Source organism: Pseudomonas sp. BRM28, assembly GCF_002939405.1.
GTDB classification, from domain to species: domain Bacteria; phylum Pseudomonadota; class Gammaproteobacteria; order Pseudomonadales; family Pseudomonadaceae; genus Aquipseudomonas; species Aquipseudomonas palmensis.
The window spans coordinates 3,071,278-3,097,506 of the sequence record NZ_PEFV01000001.1; the positions used below are offsets into that span (position 1 = coordinate 3,071,278).

A 26,229-nucleotide genomic window follows, 5' to 3' on the forward strand; every position below is an offset into this window, starting at 1 on the left:
TTTTCCTACTCACCACAAGGAAGGCAGCCCCATGACCCCACCCCCTTTCAACGACCTGGACAGCGAAGCGGCACGCCGCGCACTGGACTATTACCTCAACCCTACCCCATCTACGGTCAGCCACACGGACGACCAGCTGTTCATCGCCCGCCAGGACCTCTCGGCCGAAGCGGCCACCGAACACGCCTCGAGCATGCTGCGCTGCGCCGCAGCCAGCGCCTACGAGTCGGCCGACAACCTCAAGGGCAACCCACGGGACATGGCCTTCTCGGTGATGCACATGATCAACATGGCCAGGGCGCTGCTGGACCGCAGCCTCGCGGAACAGGCCAGGCGGCAGGAGCTTCAATCAAGGGAGGGATGATGGCAACGGGAACGGCGGTGGGGCAGGCCGTGGTTCAACGACCAGGCACAGCGATGCGGAATTTTTTGCTGGATAACAGAAAATTCATTTGACTTGAAAATGAGAACGATTATTATTGCAAACAACTGGTCGCGAGACTGGTTGGATAACTGAAAGCCCTTAGGTCGGACTCTCAGATTATCTCCTCATCAGGCTAATCACGGTTTTTGACCCGGCTTTTTGCCGGGTCTTTTTTTTTGGCTCTTCAGGCTAATGAAGGCGGGTGGTGCTTGAATGGCAGCGATGATAGCAAATGTATGTCTCGATATGTAACCCCGAGGGAAGCCTTTGCCGATTCAGCACTTGAGAATCAATCTCATGTAGATTAAGCTGTCGCAGCGTCAGGGAAGACGCCCCCTTCTCTTCAGTCGTTTCTTTCTGCAAGGAGCTCGTACATGACCCGTCTGTTGCTGCCCCTTGAACACCATCACGATAGCGCCGACCTCGGCGAAGATGCCCTGCTCGTGCGCCTGAAAAAGCTGCCACGCCGGGTACAGCAGGTGTTCCTGCTCAATCGTCTCGATCAACTGTCGTTCGCCGCCATCGCCCAGCGCCTGGATATCGGCGCACCGACCGTGGAACGGCACATGGGCCAGGTACTGCAAGCCGCCCTGCCGGTGCGCAGCGCCTCCAGCACTGCGGCGGCGCAATGGTATGTGCGCCTGCAGAGCCCGGACATCACCGCCAGCGAGCGCATCGACTTTCGCCGCTGGCTGGATGCCGCCCCCGAACACCTGCATGCGTTCCATGCCACCGAACTGCGCTGGCGCAACCTGCTGGCACCGGCCCGGCAACTGGGTGATGGGCACTGGTATCGCCAGGCCTGGGCCGGTGTTTCGCTGGGAGGCTGCTCGGTGGCGCTCGGCCTGGGGTTGGCAGCGGCGCTGGCGATCGGTTTCTGGTCGTGATCCAGGGGTGTAGAGTGGTTGGCACAACAACTCTACCGGAGCTTGGCCATGACCGTGACGCTGTCCCCCGTTAGCATCGATTGCGCATTCGATGCCGGCAACATCCTGCTCGTCGATGCCGGCAACCCGTCCCGGATTCACCTGAACATCCGCCCCGACACCCACAGCGGGCATTTCCAGTGGTTTCACTTCAAGGCCAGCGGGCTGACGCCCGGGCATACCCACGCCTTCAGCCTGGACAACGCCAGCCAGTCGTCCTATAGCGCCGCATGGGAGGGCTACCAGGCGGTAGCGTCCTACGACCAGCAGAGCTGGTTTCGCGTGCCGACCCGCTACGACGGCAAGGCCCTGCACTTCAGCCTTGAGCCCCGCGAAACACAGGCCTGGTTCGCCTACTTCGAGCCCTACCCGCGCGCGCGGCACAATCAGCTGATCGAACGCGCCAGCGCCTTGCCGGGCGTCGAACTGCTGGCCACCGGGCGCAGCGTCGAAGGGCGCGATATCCCGTTGCTGCGGGCGGGCGACGGGGGCGCGGGCAAGCGCAAGCTGTGGATCATCGCCCAGCAGCACCCCGGCGAGCACATGGCCGAGTGGTTCATGGAGGGCGTGATCGACCGCATACAGGGCAACGATGCCACCGTGCAGGCCCTGCTGGCGGTCGCCGACCTGTACCTGATCCCCAACATGAACCCGGACGGTGCCGCTGCCGGGCACCTGCGCACCAATGCCAGGGGCAAGGACCTCAACCGCGCCTGGCAGGATGCGAACATCGAACACACCCCTGAGGTGCTGTTCGCCCAGCAGCAGATGAAGCTGTATGGCGTGGACCTGTTCCTGGATGCCCATGGCGATGAGGAAATACCCCATGTGTTCACGGCCGGGTGCGAAGGCAACCCGGGCTACACGGATCGGATCGCGGCACTGGAGGAGCGTTTTCGCAGCACCCTGTGCAGCGTGACACGGGACTTCCAGACCACCCACGGCTACCCGCGCAGCAAGCCTGGGCAGGCCAACATGACCCTGGCATGCAATGCGGTGGGCCAGGCGCATGACTGCCTGTCGCTGACCCTGGAGATGCCGTTCAAGGATCACGACGACGCGCCCGATGCGGTGACCGGCTGGTCGGGTGAACGCTCCAAGGCGCTGGGCAGCGCGGTGATCGACACCTTGGCGAAGCTGGTCGCAGCGCTGCGCTAGGGGCTGGCGCACCGTCGCCCCGCAGCGCTCCCCATCGCGGGTCAAGCCCGCTCCCACAAGGCTTGCAGTGCCCTGTAGGAGCGGGCCTGACCCGCGATGAGGCAGGTCAGCCCGGCGGCGGCCCCGCCACCCGCACACAATCATCCGGCCCCAGCACCCGCCCATCCGCCGCTCGCAGCTGCAGCGGGCCCACCGGCGCCCCGCTCTGGCGGTCCACCAGCACCGAATGCGCCTCGCCAGGCTGGTAGAAAAACGCCTCGCCCCACTGGCGCAGCCCCACGATCAAGGGAAACAACCCGCGCCCCTTCTCGGTCAGCACGTACTCCTGGTACGCGCTGCCATCCGACGCCGGCACCAGCTCCAGAATCCGGTGCTCCACCAACTGGCGCAAGCGCGAGGCCAAAATGTTCTTGGCCATGCCCAGGTTGCGCTGGAACTCGCCAAAGCGGCGCAAGCCATCAAACGCATCACGCACGATCAACAGCGACCACCAGTCACCGATCGCGTCCAGTGACCGGGCCACCGGGCATTCGGCATCTTGCAGGCGGGTACGTTGAACCATGATCGCTCTCGGCAGGCTGAAAAAAGTAGTTGCAATATAAAACCGGTCCTCTCAGCATACAACCAGTTTCATTATGCAACCACATAGGATATCGCCATGCCCGCCTCCCCTGCGCCCCGGCTTTCGCCGTGGCTCGCCCTGCTGTTCTCCGTCGCCTGCGCACTGGCGGTGGCCAACGTGTATTACGCCCAGCCACTGCTGGACGCGATGGCCCGCGACTTCGCCATCGACCCGGCGCTGGTGGGGCTGGTGGTGACCCTGACCCAGGTGGGCTACGGCCTGGGCCTGATACTGCTGGTGCCTCTGGGCGACCTGTTCGAGCGGCGCCGGCTGATCGTGCTGCAGTCGCTGCTGTCGGTGCTGGCCCTGCTGATGATCGCCCTGGCCACCAGCAGCGCCTGGCTGTTTGTCGGCATGGCCCTGACCGGCCTGTTGGCGGTGGTGGCGCAACTGCTGGTGGCGCATGCCGCCAGCGTATCGGCCGACACCGAACGCGGGCATGTGGTGGGCATGGTCACCAGCGGTATCGTGATCGGCATCCTGCTGGCCCGCACCCTGTCCGGGGCGATGGCCGATCTGGCCGGCTGGCGCTCGATCTACGCCCTGTCGGCAGCGCTGACCCTGCTGATGACCCTGCTGCTGTGGCGCGTGCTGCCCGCACACACGGCTGCGCGCCCCAACACTGGCTACGGCGCGCTGCTGGTGTCGTTGTGGCAACTGGTGCGCGAGCAGCCGGTGCTGCGCCAGCGCGCCCTGCTGGCGATGCTCAGCTTCGCCTCGGCCATGGTGCTGTGGACCCCGCTGGTACTGCCCCTGAGCGCCCCGCCGCTGTCGTTGTCGGCAACCGAGGTGGGCCTGTTCGGCCTGGCCGGCGCAGCCGGGGCGCTGGCCGCCGCGCGTGCCGGCGGGCTGGCCGACCGTGGCCTGGGGCAACGGGTCAGCGGCCTCTCGCTGCTGCTGATGATCGGTTCATGGGGCGCCATCGCCCTCACCCAGCAATCGCTGTGGGCACTGCTGCTGGGGGTGGTGGTGTTCGACCTGGGCCTGCAGGCGCTGCACGTGGCCAGCCAGAGCCTGATCTACCGCCTGCCGGCCGATACTCACAGCCGGCTCACCGCCGCCTACATGCTGCTCTACTCCATCGGCAGTGCACTGGGCTCGCTGGCCTCGACGCTGGCCTACGCCTGGGGCGGCTGGCTGCTGGTATGCGTGCTGGGTGCGGGGTTGAATGTGCTGGCACTGGGGTATTGGTGGCGCACCGTGCGCCAGCCGGCTCAGAACTGCACGTCGAGTATCACGCTGTCCAGGTAGTCGCCGGCCGGCGGCGTGGCCTGGTCGGTGTAGACCCTGGCGTTGTAGTTGAACACCTGGCTGCCGGCCGCGCTGCCACTGCCATTGCCGTTGCCCGGGTTGATGTCGGCGTCGCTGCTGGCGCGCCGCGCACTGCTCAGGCTGCCCCAGCGCACGCCCCCGCCACTCTTGAAGATGTCATAGGCCAGGTAGTTGCCGGCGCTGGATTTCATGCGCCGACGCCCGCCTGCCACGTTCTGCCCGTCATCCAGCCCCACCGTGTAGGCACTGCCCTTGGTACAGGCCAGGTTGACGTTCTGGCTCACCGTGGCGAACCCGCTGACCACCGGCGCGCTGCCGAACACGATGTTGGGCGAGCTGATCTGGCAGTCGTTGGTGACGGTCAGGTTGATGGTCAGGGTGGTAGTGGCGTTGAACACCTGCCGCCCCAGACAGGCGCTGCCCAGACCCAGCCCCCAGCAATAGTCGATGCTCCAGGCCACGGTGAACGTCTCCTGGTACAGGCCGGCCGCCACGTTGCTGGTCATTTGCGTGCGCAGGTAGATGGGCACGGTCTTGGGCGAGGTGCCGCCGAGCAGGCCCAGGGCATCGATGATGCCGTTGCGCGCAAAATCGTAGGGCTGGCCCCGGGTGATCGGGTAGCTGGTGCTGTTGTTGGCGTACAGCGTGTAGAGGATGACGTCGCCGGTGGGGCCCACCAGCCCGGTGGTGCCGTTGTTGGCGGTGAAGGTGGCCTTGAAGGAGTCATCCGAACGCAGCAGGGTCAGCAGCGAACCGGTGCAGCTCAAGCCGGCACTGGGCGCCGTGGTGGTCTGCACCGTGGTGCGTATCAGGGTGGAGTTGACCAGGCCGAAAGTGGCCGGCGTGGTTGCCAGGACCTGGCACAGCGCCTGGGCGCGCATGCCGGCCAGCAGTGCCAGCAGCGCAAGCAGCCCCGTCAGCCAGCGCTTCACTGACACACCAGCGGGCCGATCAGCGGCACCTGGTCGGCCTGCGCCTTGAGCTCGAACTGCACCCGGCAACTGCCGCCTCCGGCCAGTTGCACCACCAGGCTGTTGTGTTCGCTCAGGTCCTCCAGGTACACCAGGCCATCCCAGCCCACCACCGCCAGCGCGCCGCTCTGCTCGTGGCGTACCTGGCTGCCCACGGCCAGTTCGTTGTTGCTGGCATCCACCAGCACCACGCTGGCGGCCAGTACCCGGCGCAACGGAAATTCCAGCAGGTAGCCGGCGCCGCGCCTTACCGCCACACGCTGCTCCACATTTGGCGAGCGCACATCGGGGGGCAGTTCCAGCGGGTCGATCTCGTACTTGCCGCGGTAGTAGCCGCTGCCGTAGGGCACCAGCAGGTGCCCCTGGCTGTCGGTGTGCCCCACCACCTGGTTCTCGTAGCGCACCGGCACATCGGCAAAGCCTTCGGTGCTGACCAGCACGAAGGCGTCGTCGATGCGATTGGCCGCGAACACCCCGGCGTCCATCAGCACCACCGAGCCGCTGGCGTCGGCCCAGCGGGTCATGTTGTCGCTGCTGCCGTACACCCCGGCCTGCAACTGCACCGATTGCAGGCGCCAGGTCAGGTCGGCCTGACGGTAGGTTTCACGGTCGCCACCGGCATAGCCCAGGTTGAACCCCACGCCGCCCTGGGCGGGTACGGCGCGGCTGTAGTTGACCCGCTGCAGGTTCTCGCCCTGCTGGTTGCGCTCCAGGCTCAGGGCCAGCGTGCCGTGCAGGTCGAAGGGCACCACCACCTGCGCCTGCACCGCCCACTGGCTGTCGTCCAGGTCGCGGTTGGCCGACAGGTACAGGCTGCTGTTGCCCCACAGCGGCTTGCTCCAGCTGAGGTTGAGCAGGCGCGTGCGCGAGTTGTCGGCGGCGCGCACGTCGAAGTAGCCCGCCCCCAGGCTGCCATAGCGTTGCAGGTTGAGGCTCAGGGTGACCTGCTCGCTGCGCTGGCTGAGGCGGATATACGGGCTGTCGACCAGCGACAGGTCGGCGTAGTCGCCATGACGCTCCAGGCGCTGGTAGTTGAAGCCCAGCCAGCGGTTGTTGTACTGGTAGCCCAGGCTCAACTGCTGGCCACTGCGACCTTCGAAGCGGCTCTGGCTCAGCGCCGTGTTGAGCACGCCGAAGTTGCCCACCCGCAGGTTGCCGCCCAGCCCGCCCAGGCCCAGGGACCCGGCCGCCTCGGCATGGCTTTCCAGCGTGAAGTAGTCGGTCAGGCCATAGCGCAGGCTGCCCGCCGCAACGCCTGGGCCGTAGGCAAAGTCGCGCACGGCATAGTCGCGGCGCAGGGCGCCGGCCGCCACCGAGAAGTCCGCCAGCCCCTGTTGCAGCAGGCTGCTGGTGACGTAGAACGGCAACGTGGTCGAGACCTGCCGGCCAAGGGCGTCGGTGGTCACCACCACCGCCTCGCCGGCACCGTTGATGAACGGCACGTTGGTCAGGGTATAGGGGCCTGGCTGCAGGTCGGCACTGGCGCTCTTGTAGCCATTGATGAACAGGTCCACCGACGAGGGCACCGCGGCTTCACCGGCGAAGGCCGGCAAGGGGTAGGTCACCAGGTCCGGGCGCACGGCAAAGTCCCGCGACAGCTGCACCCCGCCCACCCGCACCGAGCTGGTCCAGGGCAAGGCGCCGGTCAGCACATCGCCGGCCTCGAAGGTCAGCAGGCGCGCCTCGTCGGTGTAGCGCCAGGTGGTGTCGTACCGCCGAAAACCTTCCTGGGCGCCTTCGTAGCCTGCCCCGCCGAGGCGCTGGCGCCACTGCCCGGTGGTGGAGAAGGTGCCCCAGCTGTCGAACACCCGCAGTTCGTTCCAGGCCGCCAGGTAGGTGCCCCCCTCATCGGTGTCGTTGAAGTAGGCGTCGTAGTTGAGCAAGGCGCCGAAACTGCTCAACGCCTCGCCGGCCGGCCCCAGCGAGCGCTCGCCGATGCGCTGGTTGGGCAGCCACGCCGCCGGCACCTGCACCAGCAGCCGCTGGTTCTGGCTGTCGTACTCGCTGTGCAAGCCATCGATGGCGTCCAGCGCCAGTTCCGGGCCGGGCTGCCCGGGCAGTTGCACGCCCGCCGCCTGCAGGTCGTCGGTGGCCATGTACAGGCGCCCGGCCCGCTGGTGTACCAGCACCACGCTAGCGCTGCTCATCTGGTTGACCACCAGTTCCAGGTACAACGGCGCATCGGCGACAGCCTCCATACTCGCAGGGGGTGGCGGCAGTTCGCCTGCGACCGCGCTGCCCGCCAGCAGCACCGCCAGCGTCATGCTGCGGGTGCAGGCCAGAGAAGTACTCACGCACGCCGTCCCACCATGTCCGGGTCCTCCCTGGCCCCTGCTCCATCTTCATGCGCCCTTGAGGCGCCGGGCTCAGTGGCCCTGGTTGATGGTCTGGGGCGGCTCGGCCCCGTTGACGCGCCCTTTGAGCACACTGGCCGCCGAGGCTGCTGCAGGTGCCGGCCAGCGCATGCTCGCGCCGGGCAGTACATAACCCAGCAAGCCGTCGACCAGCGGCTTGCTCTGGGCGCCCTGCTGCATCACCACATCGGTGAGGCGCGCATGCACCGGCCCCACGTTGCGGATCTCGACGAAGGGCTTGCCCTGCTGCGATACCTGTCGCCAGCTCAGCAACGGCGTGCCCACGCCCGCTGCATCACGCTTGCCCTCGGCGTCCGGCTTGCTCCACAGCCCCTGGCCGTAGACGAACAATGGCACCGAGTAGCGCATCTGGAAGCGGATCTGCGCCTGGGAAGTCTGCGCATCGCTGGCCGGCAGGGCGGGTGGGATTTCGTCGATGATGATGCGGTAGGCCTGTTCCTGGCCGGCCGGCGACTGGCCGGTGCGGGTCAGGCGAATCAGCTGTTTCTCGCCCGGCTTGATGGTCGCCACCGGCGGGCTGCCGATGATCTCGCGCTGGGGCTGGAACTGGTCGTCATACCCGTCCTGGCGCCAGGCGAACACCCTGACCTGCAGGTTAGCCGGGGTGGTGCCACGGTTTTCCAACCACAACGCCCCGGCCTTCTGGTCGGCCTCCAGCACCGGGTCGATCGGCCAGATCAACACCGATGTGGCCGCCTGGGCGCCCCCTGCGCCGAGCAAGGCGCCCACCAGCAGCCACTTGCCCATCCCTTGCCATCCACGTGCGTACAGCGCCATGCACCCTCTCCTTTGGCTTGTTCCGATACAACCCCGGGAGCGCACTCACCAGGACAACACCACTTGCACCACGTCGGTGTAGGTGCCCGCCGGCAACACGCCGGGTAACTGGGCTTGCGCATACACCGGCAGCTTGATCGCCGTCGGATCGCTGTAACTGACCGCCACGAGCTGACCGATGCCCAGCACCTGGGACAAGGCCGCGTCGCGGTACAACTGATAGGCCACCAGCGAGGTACCGCTGGTGCGCTTGAGGTTGCGTACCCCGTTGTTGTTCAGGCCACCGTCGACGCTCATCTTCAGGGCCACCCCGGGCGTGCATTGCAGGGTCACCGTGGTGCCTGCCAGCTGGGTGTTCACGCTGGCAGCGCCGAGCGCCGGACGGGTGCCGAAGTCCAGGGTGCCGTAGTTGCTGGCGCCGCCCACCACCAGGCAACCTGCCGCAATCGTTGCGCTGACCTGAAGCGTGCTGGTGAGCGCGGCATCCAGCGGCATGGGCACTGCCCAGGCCAGCACCGCAAGGCCACCGAGCAACCGGCGCATGACCTAGAAGCTCAGCTCGACCGCCACCGTGTCGGTGTACACCCCTGGCGGCAGCGACGGCTTGCCCACGGCGCGGCCGTACAGGTTGACGGTCTGCGCCACCCCGGTGCTGGTGGCGAGGGTGATGGTGCCGTTGATTGCCAGCAGATTGGTGTGCCCGGCATCGGTATAGAAGTCATAGGGCACGTAGTTGGTGCCCATGGCCAGCGCGCGGCTGCCACCGGTGGTGGCCGCGTCATGCGCGCCTGCGCCCACCTTCACCACCGGCGTGGCACCGGGCGAACACAGCACACTGATGGCGCCGCCACCACCGGTGCCGATCACCTGGGCGCTGGCCTCGGTGAACAGGGCAATCTGCGAGCCGAAATCCAGGTTACCGAAGTTGACCCCGGTGGTGGCGGTCGAACCGTTCACCTGACAGGCCGCGGTCAGGGTCAGGGTGGCGTTGATGTTGCCCGTGACCGTGGCCGCCTGGGCCTGGCTGGCAAGGGCCAGGCCAAGCCCGGCGAAGAGTATGCGTGAGACGTTGGGATGCATGAGTCACTCCTTGTTGTTACCAGTCCAGGGTCACCATCAGGGTGTCACGGTAGATGCCGGCCGGCAGCGCCCTGGGGTGTGCCACCACGGCGCCGTAGATCGGTATGGGGATTTGCGCAGCGCTGCTGATCGAGAAGTTGCGCTGCTGGCCGATGCCGTAGCGCACTGCACCGCTTGGGTCGGCCGCCAGCTGGTAGGGGATGAGCTCGCTGCCGTTGCGCAGGCGGCGCACGCCGTTGGCATCGTTGCTGCCGCCATTGATGCTCACCGTGAAGGCCCGCACCGAGGGGTTGCAGCTGACCTGCAGGGTGCCGCTGCCGCCGGTCTGGTCGAGGTTGGCGCTCAGCGGGCGGGCCCAGCTTGGCCCCTGGGTGCCGAAGTCCAGCAGGCCCAGGCCGCCACCGGCCGGGCTGTCGTCCGGCACATTGCTGATCTGGCAGGCTGCGCTGATCACCAGGCGTGCCTGGATATGCCCGCTGAGGGCGGCATTGGCCATCGGACACAACAGCAAGGGCCCGAGGCTGATCAACAGAATCTGCGATGTCTTCATGCTGCCAGTTCCTTTAGCACGCACAGGGTCACCAGGTGACGGTCACCTTGAGCAAGTCCGAGTAATGGCCGACACGGGGCACCTGGGCCAGGGTGTCGATGCGGGCGTACAGCGGCAGTTCCACCGACCCCGAGTCGGGTACGCGTGCGTGCTGGGCGATGTTCACCGCCAGCGGAGTGCGCCAGGCCGGGTCCTGGTAGAGGCGGTACGGGATGGGACGGGCCTGTGGCGTGTCGCTGGCCAGGTAGCGCACCTCGCCGACGCCGCCATGCTGGCCGCCATCGACCTTTACCTGGTACAGCGTATCGGGGTTGCATTCCAGACGTGGGGGGCGTTGTTGCAGCAAGGCGCCGGTCAGCGGGCCTTGCGGATCGTCCAGGCGCGCGGTACGGCCGAAGTCGAGCAGGCCCTGGGCCTGGGCGCCGGCATCGCGGGTCTGGTGCACCAGCTGGCAACCACGCTGTACATCCACGCGAACTTCCACCAGAAAATCTGCGGCGGCGGCAGCGTCTGCGACAACCAGCCCGAGCAGCGCAGCCAGAGAGCGTCCCTTCACCGTTACCCTCCTTGCAATGCAGGATCCATCTGTTCCAGAGGGTAGCAGCCGAAGAAAAACCTGCCAGCAAGCTCGGAAATGTATAGGCCGCGTACAAGAACCTTCCTACATGACCTGCCAGGCACGACATGACTGGCAGCCCAACCCCCTATTCGGTACATTAGCGCCGCCCACTCAGCCGGCCCCTGTGCCCGGCACCCCCAAGGAGCCTGAGATTGACCGCCTTACCGCCGTCCTGGATCCGTTCGCCGCTGCGCGCCCTGCGCCAGCGCCTGGCTGCCCGTGGACACCCGCCGGCCAAGCGCCTGGCGGCTGTTGAAGTCGATGAATTCTTCCGACGAAAGGCCAATGAGCAGGGCTATACCTTGAGCCACGGCCAGCAGCGGGTGATCGCCTGCATGGCCGAGCAGGCCGCGCACCTGGCTGACGGCACGGCGCGCAGCCTGTACCTGTACGGGGCGGTGGGACGGGGCAAGAGCTGGCTGCTGGACGGCTTCTTCCAGTCACTGGAGCATCCGCACAAGCGCCGCCTGCACTTTCACGATTTCTTCGCCCAGTTGCACGAGGGCATGTTCCGCCATCGCCAGCAGGACGATGCGCTGGGCGCGACCCTGGACGAGCTGCTGCAAGGCTGCCAGGTGCTGTGCTTCGACGAGTTCCACGTGCACGACATCGGCGACGCGATGCTCATCACCGGCCTGTTCAAGGCGCTGTTCGAGCGCCGCGTGTTCGTGCTGCTGACCTCCAACTACCCGCCTGCCGGGCTGCTGCCCAACCCGCTCTACCATCAGCGCTTCGAACCGGTGATCCGCCTGATCGAGGCGCACATGCAGGTGCTTGAAGTGGGCGGCGAGCAGGACTACCGCAGCCACCCGGCCTCCGGCAGCCAGCAGCGCTTCACCCAGGGTCACTACCTCTGGCCCGGCAGCCCGGCGCAGCGCCATGCCGCCGGCCTGGATCAGGCCGGCGCGCCGGTAAGGCTGCAGGTGGGCAAGCGCTCGCTGCACGCCCTGTTCAGCCAGGAGCGCGCGGTAGGCTTCAGCTTCGAGGCGATCTGCGAGCAACCCACGGCGGTGATGGACTACCTGGAGCTGGCGCGCCGCTACGACCACTGGGTGATCGAGCACCTGCCGGACCTGGCGCAGTGCTCGATGGCGGCGCAGCAGCGCTTCATCAACCTGGTGGACGTGCTGTATGACCAGGACAAGCACCTGGTGCTGGTCGGCCAGGCCTCGCTGTGCGAAAGCCTGGGCGGCAGCGCCATCGACCTGGCCCGCACCCGCAGCCGGCTGGGCCAGCTCAATGTGCTGGGCCCGGTAGCCTGCCCGGGTTGACCCTCAGCTGGCCCGCGCCAGGCTGGCCAGCACCCCTTCGATCTCGGCCAGCACGGCCGGGTCGTCCAGGGTCGAGGGCGGGGTGTAGGGCTGGTGGTCGGCGATCTTGCGCAGCACCGCCCGCAAAATCTTGCCCGAGCGGGTCTTGGGCAGGCGCTTGACCACCCGCACCTGGTTGAAGCAGGCCAGCGCGCCGATCTGCTCGCGCACGCTGGCCACCAGTTCGGCCTGCAACTGCTGCTCGCTCAGGCTGACCCCGTCCTTGAGCACCACCAGGCCCAACGGCACCTGGCCCTTGATTTCGTCGCGCACCCCCACCACCGCGCACTCGGCAATCGCCGGGTGGCGCGCCACCAGGTCTTCCATCTCGCCGGTGGACAGCCGGTGCCCGGACACGTTGATCACGTCATCGGTGCGCCCCATGATGTAGACGAAACCGTCCTCGTCGAGGTAGCCGCCATCGCCGGTGTGGTAGTAGCCGGGGTGGCTATGCAGGTAGGCCTGCAGGTAGCGCGCATGGTCGCCCCACAGCGTCTGGCTGCAGCCGGGTGGCAGCGGCAGTGCGATCACGATGGCACCCTGCTCGTTGGGGCCCAGAAGGTGCCCGTCGTCGTCCAGCACGCGCACGTGGTAACCCGGCACGGCGCGGTTGCTCGAACCCGGACGCACCCCGCAACCTTCCAGCCCGACGCAGGGCGCGGTCACCGGCCAGCCGGTTTCGGTCTGCCACCAGTGGTCGTGCACGGCCTTGCCGCTGGCCGCCTCCAGCCATTGATGGGTGCTGGAGTCGAGTTTTTCCCCGGCCAGGAAGATCTGGCGCAGCGAGCTCAGGTCATGGCGCTTGAACAGCTCGCCCTTCGGGTCTTCCTTGCGGATTGCGCGCATGGCCGTGGGTGCGCAGAACAGCCCGTTGACCCGGTACTGCTCCACCACGCGCCAGTAGGCGGCAGCGTCCGGGGTGCGGATCGGCTTGCCCTCGTAGAACACCGTGGTGCAGCCGTTCATCAGCGGCCCGTAGACGATCAGCGAGTGCCCCACCACCCAGCCCACGTCGGAGATGCCCCACCACACATCCCCCGGCTGCATGCCGTAGATATGGCGCAGGGCAAAGCGCAGCGCCACGGCGTTGCCGCCGTTCTCACGCACGATGCCCTTGGGTTTGCCGGTGGTGCCGGAGGTGTACATGATGTACAGCGGGTCGCCTGCGGCCAAGGCCACCGGTGGCACCGGGCTGGCCGCAGCCACTGCCGCCTGCCAGTCCAGGTCGCGGCCTTCGCGCAGCTCGGCGCGGGCCTGCGGGCGCTGCAGCACCAGCACCTGGCGCGGCTGGTGGGTGGCCAGTTGCAGGGCCTTGTCCACCAGCGGCTTGTATTCGATCACGCGGTCGAACTCCAGCCCGCAGGAGGCGGTGAGCAGCAGCGCAGGCCGCGCATCGTCGATGCGCAGGGCCAGCTCGTTGGCGGCAAAGCCACCGAACACCACCGAATGCACCGCGCCGATGCGGGCGCAGGCCAGCATTGCCATGGCCGCCTGCGGCACCATCGGCATGTAGATGATCACCCCATCGCCCTGCTTCACCCCCAGCTCGCGCAGCAGGCCGGCCAAGCGCGCCACCTCGTCGCGCAGTTGCACGAAGGTGAAGGTCTGGCGGGTGTCGGTGACGGGCGAGTCGTAGATCAGTGCGGTCTGCTCGCCACGGCCCTGCTCTATCTGGTGGTCGAGGGCCAGGTAGCAGCTGTTGAGTTGCCCGTCGGCAAACCACTGGTGGGTGCCGTCGGGGTTGGCCACAAGGGTCTGCGCAGGCTTGCGGTACCAGGCCAGGTGGTCAGCCTGTTCGGCCCAGAACGCGGCGGGGTCGGCAATGGAGCGGTCGTAGCTGTGCTGGTAAGTCATCGATCGGTAACCCTGAACTTTGTTGTTATTAAAAGGGCGAATATCGAGTATGGACGCCAATTGCGCGCCTGCCATGGTACTTAAGTCGGGTATCATCGCCGCCGTCTTCATTGCCCTTGCAGCCCCTTCATGCACACCCTCGACGACCTCAGGCGCGGCCGCCTGGCAGGTGCCACCCGCCTCGACCTGAGCTGCGGGCTCACGCAGTTCCCGGATGAGATCTTCGAACTGGCCGACAGCCTCGAAGTGCTCAACCTGAGCGGCAATGCGTTGAGCAGCCTGCCCCATGACCTGGGCCGGCTGCACCGGCTCAAGGTGCTGTTCTGCTCCCACAACCGGTTCACCGAGGTGCCGGCCAGCGTAGGCCAGTGCCTGCGCCTGGAAATGGTCGGGTTGCGCAACAACCGCATCACGCACCTGCCGGCCGCCGCATTGGGCCCCAACCTGCGGGCACTGGTGCTGACCGAGAATTGCCTTGAACAGTTGCCCGACGCACTGGGCGACTGCCAGCAGCTGCAAAAGCTGATGCTGGCGGGCAACCGCCTGCGCGCCCTGCCGGCCAGCCTTGCGCGGTGCCAGCGGCTCGAACTGCTGCGGGTGTCGGCCAACCGGTTGAGCGAACTGCCCCAGTGGCTGCTGACGATGCCCCGCCTGGCGTGGCTGGCGTATGCCGGCAACCCCTTGCCCCAGGGCCTTGCGGCGCCGCAGGCGCCGGGCCGGTGCGACGCCATCGACTGGCACGCCCTCGAGCTGGGCGAGGTGCTGGGCCAGGGCGCCTCCGGGGTGATTCACCGCGTGCAGGTGGCGGGCCGAAAGGCGGCGCTCAAGCTGTACAAGGGCCAGATGACCAGCGATGGCTCGCCGCTCAACGAAATGCAGGCGTGCGTGGCAGCTGGCGCCCACCCGAACCTGATCCCGCTGCTGGGGCAGGTAGCCAACCACCCGCACCAGGTGCCGGGGTTGCTGATGGCGCTGGTGGGCACCCACCTGTCTGCCCTGGCCGGGCCGCCTAGCCTGCAAACCTGCACCCGAGACGTCTACCCGCCTGACCTGTGCCTTGGCCTGCAAGCCGCAACCCGGCTGGCGACGGCCATCGCGTCGGTCGCAGCGCACCTGCACCAGCGCGGCATCACCCACGGCGACCTGTACGCGCACAACATCCTGTGCGATGCACAGGGCAACGCGGTGCTCGGGGACTTTGGCGCGGCATCGTTCTTTGCGCAGGATGGCAGTGTTGCAGCAGACGCATTGCAGCGTATCGAGGTGCGGGCGTTCGGGGTGTTGCTGGGGGAACTGCTGGCGTGTTGCGGGGAGGCGTCAGAGGAACTGGCGGACTTGCAGGCGAGCTGTGTTCAGCCGCAGGTGCTGGCAAGGCCGGATTTTGCGCAGGTTGAACGGGTGCTTCGCCGGCAAGGCCGGCTCCTGCAAGAGGCGTAGGAGCAGGCCATGCCGGCGAAGTGGGTTATCAGCCCGCCAGGCCGACGTACACGTTCTGCACGTCGTCGTTGTCGTCGATGGCTTCCAGGAATGCCTCGACTTCAGCCATGTGCTCGTCGCTGAGCCCGCTGACCGGGTTCTTGGGGGTGTAGCCGATCTTGGCCGAGATCACCTTGAAGCCCTGTTGCGGCAAGGCCTTCTGTACCGCGTCCAGGTCGGTGGTGTCGGTGATGAACAGGGTCGAGCCCTCTTCTTCACCTTCAGCGAAGTCCTGTGCACCGGCTTCGATGGCGGCCATTTCCGGGTCGGCATCAGGGGTTTCAGGGCTGGCTTCGATCAGGCCGACGTGGTTGAAGTCCCAGGCCACCGAACCCGAAGCGCCCAACTGGCCCTTGCGGAACAGCACGCGAATCTGCGCCACGGTGCGGTTGACGTTGTCGGTCAGGCATTCGACGATCAGCGGCACCTGATGCGGGGCGAAGCCTTCGTAGGTAACGTGGTGGTACTGCACCGCGTCGCCATCCAGGCCCGCGCCCTTGCGGATGGCGCGTTCCAGGGTCTCTTTGGTCATCGAGGCCTTCTTGGCCTGTTCCACGGCCAGGCGCAGGCGCGGGTTCATGTCCGGGTCGGCACCGGCCTTGGCCGCGATCTGGATCTCCTTGGACAGCTTGCCCATGATCTTGCCCTTGGCGTTGGCTGCTACTTCTCTATGCTTGGCTTTCCACTGTGCGCCCATCTCGATTCTCTTGTTTCAGCTGCCGGTTCAGGTAGCGACCAGCAAGGTGGCGTGCAGTTTATACAGGCTGCGCCGGGCAATCGACAAAAAAACGCTGGGCTGTTGCCGGGCCTGGTGAACCCTTCGCCGGCAACGCCAGCTCCTACTGGCGTTGCAGGAGCCGGCCTTGCCGGCGAAGAGGCCAGCATCCACAACCTAGAAACCACTTTAAGTTTTGATTTTTATTTCATATACATCAATCAGATAAGCCAATAACCTCATGTAGTTAAGCAGCTTCACGCTGCGCCACCGCCTGCGCCGCCGCCAGCATTGCCCTGAGCAGCACTGCGCACCCGGCCGCCAGGTCCTTGGGGTCGGCATTCTCGATTTCGTTATGGCTGATGCCGCCCTCGCACGGCACGAAGATCATCCCGGCCGGGCCCAGTTCGGCCAGGAAGATCGCGTCGTGCCCGGCCCCGCTGACGATGTCCATGTGCGACATGCCCAGCCCCTGCGCCGCGCTGCGCACCGCCTCCACGCAGCCCTTGTCGAAGTACAGCGGCGGGAAGTCCGCGGTTGGCGTCAGCGTGTAGGTCAGCCCGTGCTGCTGCGCGGTCGCGGCGATCACCTCTCGCACCTGGGCGATCATCGAGTCCAGCCGCGCCGGCTCCAGGTGACGAAAATCCAGGGTCATGCGCACCTCGCCGGGGATCACGTTGCGCGAGCCCGGGTACGCCTGCAGGCAGCCCACCGTGCCGCACGCATGGGGCTGATGCTCCAGAGCCACGCGGTTGACCGCCGCCACCACCGCACTGGCGCCTACCAGGGCGTCCTTGCGCAGGTGCATCGGGGTCGGCCCGGCGTGGGCCTCGACACCGCGCAGGGTGAGGTCGAACCATTTCTGCCCCAGCGCGCCGAGCACCACGCCGATGGTCTTGCGCTGGTCCTCCAGGATCGGCCCCTGCTCGATATGCGCCTCGAAATAGGCGCCCACCGGGTGCCCACTGACCGCGCGGGTGCCGGCGTAGCCGATCGCATTCAGCGCCTCGCCCACGCTCACGCCCTGGGCATCGCGCTTGGCCAGCGTCTCCTGAAGGGTGAACTTCTCGGCGAACACGCCCGAGCCCATCATGCACGGCGCGAAGCGCGAGCCCTCCTCGTTGGTCCACACCACAACCTCAAGTGGCGCCTCAGTTTCTATCTGCAAGTCATTGAGTGTACGAAGAACTTCCAGCCCGGCCAGCACCCCGAAGCAGCCATCGAACTTGCCGCCGGTGGGCTGGGTGTCGATGTGGCTGCCGGTCATCACCGGTGGCAGTTGCGGGTTGCGCCCGGGCCGGCGGGCAAAGATGTTGCCCACCCCATCCACGCTGACGGTGCAGCCGGCAGCCTCGGTCCATTGCACGAACAGGTCGCGGGCCTGGCGGTCCAGGTCGGTCAGGGCCAGGCGGCATACGCCGCCTTTGGCGGTGGCACCCAGTTGCGCCAGCTCCATCAGCGACTGCCACAGGCGCTGGCCATCGATGTGGGCCTGGGTACTTTGCAGAACGTCCTTAGCGGTTTGCATGAGCATCTCCTGCTTGGCCGGCCTCTGCAGGCCGTGGGGTTACACGGTGGGTTTGAGGCTGGTGGCACGCGCGCCCTTCAGGCTGCCCAGGGCGTAGTAGATCACCCCGCCCAGCGCCGAGCCGGTGAACCAGCCGAAGTCGTAGAACCAACTGAACGCCGGGCTGTGCAGCGACAACAAGGTCAGCACCACCGGCACGCCGAAGGCGATGAAGCCGGTCGCGTTCCAGGCCGGGTACACGTCGTCGCGGTACAGCCCGGCAAGGTCGAGGGTCTGCTTGCGCAGCAGGAAGTAGTCCACCACCATGATCCCGGCAATCGGCCCCAGCAGGCTGGAATAGCCCAGCAGCCAGTTGGAATACACCGACTCCAGGCTCACGTCCGAGACGATCAGGCCGAGTTTCTTGAGCAGCTCATGGGCCATCAGCAGCAGGCCCACCAGCCCGGTCAGCAGCACGGCGGTGGTACGCCCGATCCACTTGGGCGCCAGGTTCTGGAAGTCGTTGGTGGGCGAAACGATGTTGGCCGCGGTGTTGGTCGACAGAGTGGCGATGATGATCAGCGCCATGGCCAGCGCCACCCACAGCGGGCTCTGGATATGCCCGATCAGGCTCACCGGGTCGGACACCGTCTCGCCCACCAGCGAGGCCGAGGCAGCAGTCAGCACCACCCCCAGCGCGGCAAACAGGAACATGGTCAGCGGCAGGCCGAAGACCTGCCCCAGGATCTGGTCCTTCTGGCTTCGGGCATAGCGGCTGAAGTCCGGGATGTTCAGCGACAGCGTGGCCCAGAAACCCACCATGGCGGTCAGCCCGGCGAAGAAGTAGCCGGTCACGCTAGCGCCTTCGGGGCGTTTGGGCGGCTGCGCCAGCAGTTCGCTGAACGACACGTTGGGCAGCGCCCACACCAGCAGCCCGGCACCCACCAGCACCAGCAGCGGTGCCGACAGGGTTTCGAGCCACTTGATCGACTCGGCGCCGCGCAGCACCACCCACAGGTTAAGGCACCAGAACAGCATGAAGCCGATGACCTCGCCGGTGCCGCCCAGCGCCTTCCATTCCGGCCAGAACGAGCCCAGGAAGAGGTGGATGGCCAGCCCGCCGAACATCGTCTGGATACCGAACCAGCCGCACGCCACCAGCGCGCGGATCAGGCACGGCACGTTGGAGCCGATGATGCCGAACGAGGAGCGCAGCAGCACCGGGAACGGGATGCCGTACTTGGTGCCGGGGAAGGCATTGAGCGTCAGCGGGATGAGCACGATGGTGTTGGCCAGCAGGATCGCCAGCAGCGCCTCGCCCACCGTCAGGCCGAAATACGCCGTGAGCACCCCGCCCAGGGTGTAGGTGGGCACGCAGATCGACATGCCGACCCACAGTGCGGTGATGTGCCATTTGTTCCAGGTGCGCTGCCCCACCTTGGTCGGGGCGATGTCATGGTTGTAGCGAGGGCTGTCGAGGACGTCGGTGCCGGCGTCGAGCTCGAACAAGCCGTCACGCTCGCTCACTTGCGATTGGGTCTGGTGCATTGGCCGCTCCACTTTTCTGGTTATGTGCACCTCGCGATGAGGCGCCGGAGTCTTGCGCGTGCAGGTAAGGCAATCACGGTCAGGTGATCTGAGAAATCTTGACCATTTACGCATCCTGTCAAGCAAGACAGGACTCGCCAGAAACCTTTCCTAACCCGTAAAAAGAAGTTTTATTCTTATTTTTCAATAAGTTAAAAACAGAATAAGCATAAAAAAAATACTCTTGCCCAATCCCGGATCGCCAACTAGATTCAATTCTTGACGGCGATGACAGGATTACTCCGGCGCCGATCACGACAAAAATCTAGAGCCGGTAGCAACCGGTCAAGCCTGCGAGGAGCTTCGTGATGACGCTTTTGATTCGTGGCGCCACCCTGATTACCCATGACGAGAGTTACCCGGCCGACGTGTACTGCGCAGACGGCCTGATCCAGGCCATCGGCCACAACCTCGACGTCCCCGCCGGCTGTACCGTGCTCGATGGCAGCGGGCAGTACCTGATGCCCGGCGGCATCGACCCCCACACCCACATGCAGCTGCCCTTCATGGGCACGGTGGCCAGCGAGGACTTCTACACCGGCACCGCCGCCGGCCTGGCCGGCGGCACCACCTCGATCATCGACTTCGTGATCCCCAACCCGCAGCAATCGCTGCTCGAAGCCTTTCACCAGTGGCGCGGCTGGGCCGAGAAATCGGCGGCCGACTACGGCTTTCACGTGGCCATCACCTGGTGGAGCGAGCAGGTGCGCGAGGAAATGGCCGAGCTGGTCAACCACCACGGGGTGAACAGCTTCAAGCACTTCATGGCCTACAAGAACGCGATCATGGCCGCCGACGACACCCTGGTCGGCAGCTTCGAGCGCTGCCTGGAGCTGGGCGCGGTGCCCACGGTGCATGCCGAGAACGGCGAGCTGGTGTACCACCTGCAGCGCAAGCTGCTGGCCCAGGGCATCACCGGCCCCGAAGCGCACCCGCTGTCGCGCCCTTCGCAGGTGGAAGGCGAAGCGGCCAGCCGTGCCATCCGCATTGCCGAAACCCTCGGCACCCCGCTGTACCTGGTGCACGTGTCCACCCGCGAGGCGCTGGACGAGATCACCTATGCCCGCGCCAAGGGCCAGCCGGTGTACGGCGAAGTGCTGGCCGGGCACCTGTTGCTGGACGACAGCGTGTACCAGCACCCCGACTGGCAGACGGCGGCCGGCTATGTGATGAGCCCGCCGTTTCGCCCGCGCGGGCACCAGGAGGCCCTGTGGCACGGGCTGCAATCGGGCAACCTGCATACCACCGCCACCGACCATTGCTGCTTCTGCGCCGAGCAGAAGGCCGCGGGGCGTGACGATTTCAGCCGTATCCCCAACGGCACGGCGGGCATCGAGGACCGCATGGCGGTGCTGTGGGACGAAGGCGTGAACACCGGCCGGCTGTCGATGCAGGACTTCGTCGCCCTCACCTCCACCAACACCGCCAAGATCTTCAACCTGTACCCACGCAAGGGTGCGCTGCGGGTCGGCGCCGATGCCGACCTGGTGCTGTGGGACCCGCACGGCACGCGCACCATCTCGGCCAAGACCCACCACCAGAATGTCGACTTCAACATCTTCGAAGGCAAGACAGTGCGCGGGGTGCCCAGCCATACCATCAGCCAGGGCAAGCTGGTGTGGGCCGACGGCGACCTGCGCGCCGAGCGCGGCGCCGGGCGCTATGTCGAACGGCCGGCATACCCGGCGGTGTTCGACCTGCTGAGCAAGCGTGCGCAGCAGTGCAGGCCCGGCGCGGTCAAGCGCTGAGCCTTTAAAGCATCGCGGGTCAAGCCCGCTCCCACAGGTATCGTGCGATCCCGGTGGGAGCGGGCTTGACCCGCGATGGGCGCGCCAGCGCCCCGGTTTCTATAAAAAAACAAAGAGGCCACTACCGTGATCAACGCCTTGAACCATCTTCCGCACCCGCAAGACGACAACGCCACCCTCGCCACGCATTTCAGCGACCTGGCTCCGCCCCTCACCCCGCGCCAGGCCGCCGTGGAAAGCGCGCGCTGCCTGTACTGCTACGATGCCCCCTGCGTCGACGCCTGCCCCAGCGACATCGACATCCCCTCCTTCATCCGCAACATCCAGCAGGACAACGTGCAGGGTGCGGCCATCAAGATTCTCTCGGCCAACATCCTCGGTGGCAGCTGCGCCCGGGTGTGCCCCACCGAGATCCTCTGCCAGCAGGCCTGCGTGCGCAACAACGCCCAGGAATGCGCCCCGGTGCTGATCGGCCTGCTGCAACGCTACGCGGTCGATCATGCCGAGTTCGCCGAGCACCCGTTCCAGCGTGCGCCCAGCACCGGCAAGCGCATCGCCGTGGTCGGCGCCGGCCCCGCAGGCCTGGCCTGCGCCCACCGGCTGGCCTGGCACGGGCATGAGGTGGTGATTTTCGAAGCACGGGAAAAGGCCGGCGGCCTCAACGAATACGGCATCGCCAAGTACAAGCTGGTGGACGACTTCGCCCAGCGCGAGCTGGACTTCGTGCTGCAGGTGGGCGGTATCGAGATCCGCCACGGCCAGGTGCTGGGCGACAACCTCAGCCTGGGCGAGCTGCAACAGCAGTTCGACGCGGTGTTCCTCGGCCTGGGCCTGGCCGCCAGCCGCCAGTTGGGCCTGCCCGACGAAGGCGCCCCGGGCCTGCTCAGCGCCACCGAGTACATCCGCGAACTGCGCCAGGCCGACGACCTGAGCACCCTGCCCCTGGCCGAACGCTGCATCGTGCTCGGCGCCGGCAACACCGCCATCGACATGGCAGTACAGATGGCCCGCCTGGGCGCCCATGACGTCAACCTGGTGTACCGCCGTGGCCTGCAGGACATGGGCGCCACCCAGCATGAACAGGACATCGCCAAGGCCAACCAGGTGCGGCTGCTGACCTGGGCCCAGCCCGAGCAGGTGCTGCTCGACGACCAGGGCCGGGTGCGCGGCATGCGCTTTGCCCGCACGCACCTGGTGGACGGACGTCTGCAAACCACTGGGCAAACCTTCGAACTGGCGGCGGATGCGATCTTCAAGGCCATCGGCCAGGCCTTCGACGGCCAGGCCCTGAGCGACCCGCAGGCCCTGCAACTGGAGCGTGATGGCGAGCGTATCCGCGTGGACGACAACCTGCGCACCAGCCTGCCGGGCGTGTACGCCGGCGGCGACTGCACGCACCTGGGCCAGGACCTCACCGTACAGGCCGTGCAGCACGGCAAGCGGGCCGCCGAGGCCATCCATGCCCAACTGACCCTCAACGTGGAGGCCGCATAAATGGCAGACCTGTCGATCGAATTCGCTGGCATCAAGGCGCCCAACCCGTTCTGGCTGGCCTCCGCACCGCCCACCGACAAGGCCTACAACGTGATACGTGCGTTCGAGGCCGGCTGGGGTGGCGTGGTCTGGAAAACCCTGGGCGAAGACCCCGCCGCCGTCAACGTGTCGTCACGCTACTCGGCGCACTTCGGGCCCAACCGCGAGGTGCTGGGCATCAACAACATCGAGCTGATTACCGACCGCTCGCTGGAGATCAACCTGCGCGAGATCACCCAGGTGAAAAAGGCCTGGCCCGACCGCGCGCTGATCGTGTCGCTGATGGTGCCGTGCGTGGAGGACGCGTGGAAAACCATCCTGCCGCTGGTGGAGGCCACCGGGGCGGACGGCATCGAGCTGAACTTCGGCTGCCCCCACGGCATGCCCGAGCGCGGCATGGGCGCGGCGGTGGGCCAGGTGCCGGAGTACGTCGAGCAGGTGACACGCTGGTGCAAGACCTACTGCTCGCTGCCGGTGATCGTCAAGCTCACCCCCAACATCACCGACATCCGCCAGTCGGCCCGCGCCGCGCACCGGGGCGGCGCCGACGCGGTGTCGCTGATCAACACCATCAACTCGATCACCAGCGTCGACCTTGAGCGCATGATCGCCCTGCCGATCGTCGGCGAGGCCAGTACCCACGGTGGCTACTGCGGTTCGGCAGTGAAGCCGATCGCGCTGAACATGGTGGCCGAGATCGCCCGCGACCCGGCCACCCACGGGCTGCCCATCAGTGGCATCGGCGGCATCGGCAGCTGGCGGGATGCCGCCGAGTTCATTGCATTGGGTTGCGGCTCGGTGCAAGTGTGCACCGCGGCGATGCTGCATGGCTTTCGCATCGTCGATGAAATGAAGGACGGCCTCTCGCGCTGGATGGACAGTCAGGGCTACCACAGCCTGCAGGACTTTCGCGGGCGCGCGGTGGGCCACACCACCGACTGGAAGTACCTGGACATCAACTACCAGGTGATCGCCAGGATCGACCAGCAGGCCTGCATCGGCTGCGGGCGCTGCCACATTGCCTGCGAAGACACCTCGCACCAGGCCATCGCCAGCCTGGTCAAGGCCGAGGGCGGGCACCGCTACGAGGTGATCGACGCCGAGTGCGTGGGGTGCAACCTGTGCCAGATCACCTGCCCGGTCGAGGGCTGCATCGAGATGGTGCCCCAGGACACCGGCAAGCCGTTCCTGGACTGGCTGCACGACCCACGCAACCCCTACCGCGAGGCGTCCTGAGGCTGCGCCCCGCGCAGGTCTTCGAAGCAGGCCTTGTTCCCGTCCACCTGAACAGACGCCCGGGGCAGGTTCGCCGCCTCCCCGGTCGGCGTCTCCACATGCCAGTAGCAGTGCTTGATCGCGCGGGTGATGGCCACGTAGGCCAGGCGCAGGATCTCGTCCTTCTGGGCGTTGTCGTAGCCTTCGGGGTCGCCCGCCCGGCCCAGCCCGGCCTGGCGGTACACCTGGTTCTTGTACGGCGAGCGCGTCAGGTGCTGGCAGTCACCGAGCATGAACACCGCATCGGCCTGCAGGCCCTTGGCGCTGTGGTAGGTGAGCTGGCGGAACCGCCGCTGCGCCGCCGGCAGGCTGGCCTCGTGGTTGAGCAAGGGCTGCAGGTGCTCGGCAATCACCGACTTGTCGACGCTCTTGCGGTACAGCAGCATCACCGACTCGCCATCGCGGTAGTGGTCCATCAACTGCCGGGCCAGTGTGGCTTCGTCGCGCTCCATCACCATCACCGGCACCGGCTGCTCGGCCGCCGGGCCGCAGGCACGGGCCTTCTTGCCGGCAATTGCCGGGGCCGACTTAACGATATGCTCGGCTGCATCGATGATGTGCTGGTGGCTGCGGTAGTTGTCGGCCAGCATCACGCGGGTGGTGCTGGGGGCGACGAACTGCTTGGCGAACTCCATGAAGTACTTGGGCGAGCTGCCGCGCCAGCCATAGATCGACTGCCAGTCGTCCCCCACGCACAGCAGCGAGGAATGCTGCGCCACCTGCCCCACGTGCATGGCCGGGCCGCGACGGCGGATCTCGCGCAGGCAGGCGCGAAGCCACGAGACGATCTGCGGCGACACGTCCTGGAACTCGTCGATCATCAGGTGCGACAACGGGCGCAGCATCGGGTCGGGCAGCAGGCGCAGGTTTTCCGGGTTGTTCTCGCCGAACAGGGCGAACATGCGGTTGTAGCTCATGATCGGCGGCGACTGTGCCAGCAGGTGCGCCTCCAGCGCCTTCCAGTACAGGCTCAGGGCCTCGAAGAACAGCGCGTCGGTGTCGCCCTGCGGGAAGCTCATGCCGCCCACCGCCACGCTCACATCCAGCCCCAGGTTCTCGATGAACCCGGCAGCGCCGACGAAGGCATCCAGCAAGGGCGCCGCGCCCAGCTCGCCTTTTACCTTGTAGTCAAAGCCTGGCCCGGCCACTGCATCACCGGCCAGCGAGGCGGTGAGGCGTTTGGCCGCCGCGTAGTTTTCCAGCCAGATCACCGGCTTGTCGCAGAACGCCTGGAACAGCGTGCGCTTGATCACCCATTCGGCCCACACCGGCAGCTTGGCGCCGGGGCGCTTGTACTGCTGATTCTCCTTGGGGTCGAAACCCAGCACCACCCAGGCGTCAAGCTCGGCGATATGGCCGTGGAAATGAAAGCGGCTGCCGTTGATTTCGACGGTTTCGCGGCTGGGCTCGATGCCCTTGATCGGCCAGGCACCCGCCTGGAACCACAGGTCTTCGATCACGTCGCACAGCTCTTCGTCGCGCCCGGACGACAGCTGGGTCACCGCCACGCGCTTCTGCACGTCGGGGTGGTCGCGGTCCAGGGCCTTGAGCTGCAACGCTTCGCGGCGCAGCCCGGCAATCAGCTCGGCGAACCGCGGGCTGGTGTGCAGCAGGTCGCGATAGCACAGGTTGAGTTGCTGGCGCTGGGCATCGTTGATGCGCAGGTCGAACGGGTTGCTGTCCACGCCCGCCTCGCTGCCCGCGGGCTGCTCGCTGCCCAGGGTCTCGAACGCCCGCACCTGGCTGAAGCCCGGCAGGCTGCGCACCAGCGGCAGGATGCGCGAATGGAAGGTGCGCACCAGATCACGCGCCTGCACCGGGCTCAGGGCCAGTTGCCACAGGCCGAACACCTGCATCAGGCGGGCAATGAAGTCCTTGCGCGACTCGCGGGTGAAGGTGACCACGGTCATGGCCTCCAGCTCGAAGCCCAGGTAATGGCGCAGCAACAGGATACGCAGCACCAGCGAGGTGGACTTGCCAGCGCCGGCGCCGGCGATCACGCAGGTGGACGGCGTGTCGCTGAAGATCATCTTCCACTGCGCCGCGCTGGGCTGGGCGTGGGCCGGCAGGCGCGCGGCGACATCGGCCTTGAAGCGCTTCTTCAGCTCGGGGGTCAGCGGCAGGCGCCAGTCGTCGAACAGGGCATCGTCCAGCCCCGGCACGCCGTGGGCATCCGGGCGCGTATCGCGGATCACCAGCACCTGGCGCCCGGCCTCGAAGCCGTCCACGCGCCCTTCTTCATAGCCTTCACGCAGCCCGTCGGCATGCCCGGTGCGCTGGCCGTTGGCATGGCCCTGGAACCACGAATCGCGGTGCTGTGCCTGCAACCGGCTCAGGCCACGGCCCAGCAGGCGTGCGGCCAGACGTCTGACCCAGGGCAGTTGCGCGGGTGGGGTTAGATCCGTGGGTAGCTTGGGACGCTCGTGTGACACACCGACTCCGGCAATCAA

23 protein-coding genes are annotated in these 26,229 nt (G+C 66.6%); 10 read left to right on the forward strand and 13 right to left on the reverse strand.

The features are described from left to right. The first annotated feature begins 31 nt into the window (after window positions 1-31). The 3 genes from CR917_RS14525 to CR917_RS14535 all read left to right on the forward strand — a co-directional run bounded on the left by CR917_RS14525 (window position 32) and on the right by CR917_RS14535 (window position 2,508). Window positions 32-364: a DUF6124 family protein gene (locus CR917_RS14525; protein ID WP_043863964.1), complete on the forward strand. Its 333-nt coding sequence runs from the start codon at window positions 32-34 to the stop codon at window positions 362-364. Between the two features lie 434 nt (window positions 365-798). Then, complete coding sequence (locus tag CR917_RS14530; RefSeq protein ID WP_043863965.1) at window positions 799-1,311, forward strand: DUF4880 domain-containing protein; 513 nt, start codon at window positions 799-801, stop codon at window positions 1,309-1,311. A gap of 48 nt (window positions 1,312-1,359) precedes the next feature. Then, window positions 1,360-2,508, forward strand: a complete 1,149-nt coding sequence (locus tag CR917_RS14535) for a M14-type cytosolic carboxypeptidase (protein ID WP_104572530.1) — start codon at window positions 1,360-1,362, stop codon at window positions 2,506-2,508. 106 nt (window positions 2,509-2,614) lie between these two features. Here CR917_RS14535 and CR917_RS14540 read toward each other — a convergent pair whose 3' ends face one another. Further along, window positions 2,615-3,070, reverse strand: a complete 456-nt coding sequence (locus CR917_RS14540) for a helix-turn-helix domain-containing protein (protein ID WP_104572531.1) — start codon at window positions 3,068-3,070, stop codon at window positions 2,615-2,617. Window positions 3,071-3,166: 96 nt separating this feature from the next. On the opposite strand from CR917_RS14540, the gene CR917_RS14545 reads away from it, so the two are divergent. Next, entirely contained in the window at window positions 3,167-4,381 is a 1,215-nt protein-coding gene (locus CR917_RS14545) for an MFS transporter (RefSeq protein ID WP_104572532.1), read from the forward strand. Here the strand turns inward: CR917_RS14545 and CR917_RS14550 are convergent. The 7 genes from CR917_RS14550 to CR917_RS14580 form a co-directional block, all read right to left on the reverse strand. After that, the gene (locus tag CR917_RS14550; RefSeq protein ID WP_371920437.1) at window positions 4,345-5,334 is read right to left on the reverse strand and encodes a spore coat protein U domain-containing protein; all 990 of its coding nucleotides are present in this window, start codon (window positions 5,332-5,334) and stop codon (window positions 4,345-4,347) included. The genes CR917_RS14545 and CR917_RS14550 overlap by 37 nt on opposite strands. Further along, window positions 5,331-7,637 carry a fimbria/pilus outer membrane usher protein gene (locus CR917_RS14555; protein ID WP_104572533.1) on the reverse strand — a complete coding sequence of 769 codons (2,307 nt, stop codon included), beginning with the start codon at window positions 7,635-7,637 and terminating at the stop codon, window positions 5,331-5,333. The genes CR917_RS14550 and CR917_RS14555 overlap by 4 nt, the downstream gene beginning before the upstream one ends. A gap of 102 nt (window positions 7,638-7,739) precedes the next feature. Further along, the gene (locus CR917_RS14560) at window positions 7,740-8,525 is read right to left on the reverse strand and encodes a molecular chaperone (RefSeq protein ID WP_078481711.1); all 786 of its coding nucleotides are present in this window, start codon (window positions 8,523-8,525) and stop codon (window positions 7,740-7,742) included. A 45-nt stretch (window positions 8,526-8,570) separates the two neighbouring features. Next, window positions 8,571-9,068 carry a spore coat U domain-containing protein gene (locus CR917_RS14565; protein WP_043863969.1) on the reverse strand — a complete coding sequence of 166 codons (498 nt, stop codon included), beginning with the start codon at window positions 9,066-9,068 and terminating at the stop codon, window positions 8,571-8,573. Window positions 9,069-9,071: 3 nt separating this feature from the next. Beyond that, window positions 9,072-9,605 (reverse strand): spore coat U domain-containing protein, encoded by a 534-nt coding sequence (locus CR917_RS14570; RefSeq protein ID WP_043863970.1) that lies wholly within the window; start codon window positions 9,603-9,605, stop codon window positions 9,072-9,074. Between the two features lie 16 nt (window positions 9,606-9,621). Then, window positions 9,622-10,155, reverse strand: a complete 534-nt coding sequence (locus tag CR917_RS14575) for a spore coat U domain-containing protein (protein WP_043863971.1) — start codon at window positions 10,153-10,155, stop codon at window positions 9,622-9,624. A gap of 28 nt (window positions 10,156-10,183) precedes the next feature. Next, entirely contained in the window at window positions 10,184-10,711 is a 528-nt protein-coding gene (locus CR917_RS14580; protein WP_078481712.1) for a spore coat U domain-containing protein, read from the reverse strand. A 215-nt stretch (window positions 10,712-10,926) separates the two neighbouring features. Here CR917_RS14580 and zapE point away from each other — a divergent pair, with 215 nt between their 5' ends. Next, complete coding sequence (gene zapE, locus CR917_RS14585) at window positions 10,927-12,045, forward strand: cell division protein ZapE (RefSeq protein ID WP_173925051.1); 1,119 nt, start codon at window positions 10,927-10,929, stop codon at window positions 12,043-12,045. A gap of 3 nt (window positions 12,046-12,048) precedes the next feature. On the opposite strand, the gene CR917_RS14590 is transcribed toward zapE, so the two are convergent. Then, window positions 12,049-13,938, reverse strand: a complete 1,890-nt coding sequence (locus tag CR917_RS14590; protein WP_104572534.1) for a propionyl-CoA synthetase — start codon at window positions 13,936-13,938, stop codon at window positions 12,049-12,051. Between the two features lie 129 nt (window positions 13,939-14,067). On the opposite strand from CR917_RS14590, the gene CR917_RS14595 reads away from it, so the two are divergent. Continuing rightward, window positions 14,068-15,375 (forward strand): leucine-rich repeat-containing protein kinase family protein, encoded by a 1,308-nt coding sequence (locus CR917_RS14595; protein WP_104572535.1) that lies wholly within the window; start codon window positions 14,068-14,070, stop codon window positions 15,373-15,375. A 28-nt stretch (window positions 15,376-15,403) separates the two neighbouring features. Here CR917_RS14595 and CR917_RS14600 read toward each other — a convergent pair whose 3' ends face one another. Beyond that, window positions 15,404-16,111, reverse strand: a complete 708-nt coding sequence (locus tag CR917_RS14600) for a YebC/PmpR family DNA-binding transcriptional regulator (RefSeq protein ID WP_043863975.1) — start codon at window positions 16,109-16,111, stop codon at window positions 15,404-15,406. Here CR917_RS14600 and CR917_RS27430 point away from each other — a divergent pair. Further along, window positions 16,085-16,366 carry a hypothetical protein gene (locus CR917_RS27430; protein ID WP_173925028.1) on the forward strand — a complete coding sequence of 94 codons (282 nt, stop codon included), beginning with the start codon at window positions 16,085-16,087 and terminating at the stop codon, window positions 16,364-16,366. The genes CR917_RS14600 and CR917_RS27430 overlap by 27 nt on opposite strands. 10 nt (window positions 16,367-16,376) lie before the next feature. On the opposite strand, the gene CR917_RS14605 is transcribed toward CR917_RS27430, so the two are convergent. Further along, complete coding sequence (locus tag CR917_RS14605; RefSeq protein WP_104572536.1) at window positions 16,377-17,657, reverse strand: Zn-dependent hydrolase; 1,281 nt, start codon at window positions 17,655-17,657, stop codon at window positions 16,377-16,379. A gap of 39 nt (window positions 17,658-17,696) precedes the next feature. Continuing rightward, window positions 17,697-19,184: an NCS1 family nucleobase:cation symporter-1 gene (locus CR917_RS14610; protein ID WP_104572537.1), complete on the reverse strand. Its 1,488-nt coding sequence runs from the start codon at window positions 19,182-19,184 to the stop codon at window positions 17,697-17,699. A 347-nt stretch (window positions 19,185-19,531) separates the two neighbouring features. On the opposite strand from CR917_RS14610, the gene hydA reads away from it, so the two are divergent. The 3 genes from hydA (at window position 19,532) to preA (ending at window position 23,740) form a co-directional block, all read left to right on the forward strand. Then, window positions 19,532-20,971: a dihydropyrimidinase gene (gene hydA / locus CR917_RS14615; protein WP_054914390.1), complete on the forward strand. Its 1,440-nt coding sequence runs from the start codon at window positions 19,532-19,534 to the stop codon at window positions 20,969-20,971. A gap of 126 nt (window positions 20,972-21,097) precedes the next feature. Further along, on the forward strand, window positions 21,098-22,465 hold the full coding sequence (locus tag CR917_RS14620) for an NAD(P)-dependent oxidoreductase (protein WP_043863979.1): 1,368 nt from the start codon (window positions 21,098-21,100) through the stop codon (window positions 22,463-22,465). Then, complete coding sequence (preA, locus tag CR917_RS14625) at window positions 22,466-23,740, forward strand: NAD-dependent dihydropyrimidine dehydrogenase subunit PreA (RefSeq protein WP_043863980.1); 1,275 nt, start codon at window positions 22,466-22,468, stop codon at window positions 23,738-23,740. It begins immediately after the preceding gene. Here the strand turns inward: preA and CR917_RS14630 are convergent. Further along, window positions 23,722-26,211, reverse strand: a complete 2,490-nt coding sequence (locus CR917_RS14630) for a UvrD-helicase domain-containing protein (protein WP_104572538.1) — start codon at window positions 26,209-26,211, stop codon at window positions 23,722-23,724. The genes preA and CR917_RS14630 overlap by 19 nt on opposite strands. Window positions 26,212-26,229: the final 18 nt, after the last annotated feature.

Bases quoted from the DNA above. Each gene is read 5' to 3' on its own strand.
- CR917_RS14525 (WP_043863964.1), top strand. From the start codon at position 32: ATGACCCCACCCCCTTTCAACGACCTGGACAGCGAAGCGGCACGCCGC.
- CR917_RS14530 (WP_043863965.1), top strand. From the start codon at position 799: ATGACCCGTCTGTTGCTGCCCCTTGAACACCATCACGATAGCGCCGAC.
- CR917_RS14535 (WP_104572530.1), top strand. From the start codon at position 1,360: ATGACCGTGACGCTGTCCCCCGTTAGCATCGATTGCGCATTCGATGCC.
- CR917_RS14540 (WP_104572531.1), bottom strand. From the start codon at position 3,070: ATGGTTCAACGTACCCGCCTGCAAGATGCCGAATGCCCGGTGGCCCGG.
- CR917_RS14545 (WP_104572532.1), top strand. From the start codon at position 3,167: ATGCCCGCCTCCCCTGCGCCCCGGCTTTCGCCGTGGCTCGCCCTGCTG.
- CR917_RS14555 (WP_104572533.1), bottom strand. From the start codon at position 7,637: ATGACGCTGGCGGTGCTGCTGGCGGGCAGCGCGGTCGCAGGCGAACTG.
- CR917_RS14560 (WP_078481711.1), bottom strand. From the start codon at position 8,525: ATGGCGCTGTACGCACGTGGATGGCAAGGGATGGGCAAGTGGCTGCTG.
- CR917_RS14565 (WP_043863969.1), bottom strand. From the start codon at position 9,068: ATGCGCCGGTTGCTCGGTGGCCTTGCGGTGCTGGCCTGGGCAGTGCCC.
- CR917_RS14570 (WP_043863970.1), bottom strand. From the start codon at position 9,605: ATGCATCCCAACGTCTCACGCATACTCTTCGCCGGGCTTGGCCTGGCC.
- CR917_RS14575 (WP_043863971.1), bottom strand. From the start codon at position 10,155: ATGAAGACATCGCAGATTCTGTTGATCAGCCTCGGGCCCTTGCTGTTG.
- CR917_RS14590 (WP_104572534.1), bottom strand. From the start codon at position 13,938: ATGACTTACCAGCACAGCTACGACCGCTCCATTGCCGACCCCGCCGCG.
- CR917_RS14595 (WP_104572535.1), top strand. From the start codon at position 14,068: ATGCACACCCTCGACGACCTCAGGCGCGGCCGCCTGGCAGGTGCCACC.
- CR917_RS27430 (WP_173925028.1), top strand. From the start codon at position 16,085: ATGCTTGGCTTTCCACTGTGCGCCCATCTCGATTCTCTTGTTTCAGCT.
- CR917_RS14600 (WP_043863975.1), bottom strand. From the start codon at position 16,111: ATGGGCGCACAGTGGAAAGCCAAGCATAGAGAAGTAGCAGCCAACGCC.
- CR917_RS14605 (WP_104572536.1), bottom strand. From the start codon at position 17,657: ATGCAAACCGCTAAGGACGTTCTGCAAAGTACCCAGGCCCACATCGAT.
- CR917_RS14610 (WP_104572537.1), bottom strand. From the start codon at position 19,184: ATGCACCAGACCCAATCGCAAGTGAGCGAGCGTGACGGCTTGTTCGAG.
- hydA (WP_054914390.1), top strand. From the start codon at position 19,532: ATGACGCTTTTGATTCGTGGCGCCACCCTGATTACCCATGACGAGAGT.
- preA (WP_043863980.1), top strand. From the start codon at position 22,466: ATGGCAGACCTGTCGATCGAATTCGCTGGCATCAAGGCGCCCAACCCG.